General features: G+C 63.5%; 1 protein-coding gene. It reads left to right on the forward strand.

The window, feature by feature from the left end:
* Positions 1-629: 629 nt before the first annotated feature.
* Positions 630-769: PAS domain S-box protein (locus G3480_RS27070; RefSeq protein WP_338114243.1), on the forward strand; the 140-nt coding region annotated here is incomplete at its 3' end.

The following is a 769-nucleotide window of genomic DNA, read 5'->3' on the forward strand; positions in this document are numbered from 1 at the left end:
TTCGGGCGCCCCGGCAGTGGCCGCGCGCCGGGGGCCTTTCCGCAGGTGCGGGTGTTGGCGCTGTGCGAGACCGGCAGACCTTACGACCCGCAGCAAGCCGGCTACTTTGCCGAACGATGCGCGCGTCGCAGAAACAGGCCACCCGACCGCATGCCTGCATGGCTCCACGCGTGACGCGTCCTAGCCACACCCCCCGTTGATCGCCGGGTGCTTCACGGCACCTTTTCAAGGCTTGAGCCGTGTGCGGTGAAAGTCGCAAGCACGGTTCTTAGGGGGCGGGGTGACCGTAAGGTCACCCTGCTACCCGACGGCTTGGAGGCTCTCCTGCCCCAACCGACGAATTTCATCAATGACCCGACGCTCTGCGTCATCGGTTCGGGCCAAGTCGCCCTCGGCATCTTCGACGACGGCCATGAGATGCGCGATAGGCTGCTTCAGTTGGGGGTAACGCGTAAGTGCCTAGAACAGCGCTTCGTCGGTTTGATCAAACATGGTGATGCGATGCCTCGGCGCAGAAGGGGGAAAACTCAAGTTTAGCCCCTGCATCAGTTCTGGTCGCAGCCGGTACGCCCTATCCGCTCGAGCGCTGCCCGATGCACCGCTGCACCGAATAGGGGGAGCCCTGCAGCATCGATGACGAAGTGATGTGGCGCAAAGACGGCAGCTGCTTTCAGGTTGAGTACAGCGGGGTTCCCCTGATCAGCGACGGCAAGCGGCTCGGCGCTGTGGTCGTGTTTCGCGACATCACCCAGCGCAAGCAGGCGGAACA

The sequence above is a fragment of the Thiorhodococcus mannitoliphagus genome, assembly GCF_010915725.1.
Lineage (GTDB): Bacteria > Pseudomonadota > Gammaproteobacteria > Chromatiales > Chromatiaceae > Thiorhodococcus > Thiorhodococcus mannitoliphagus.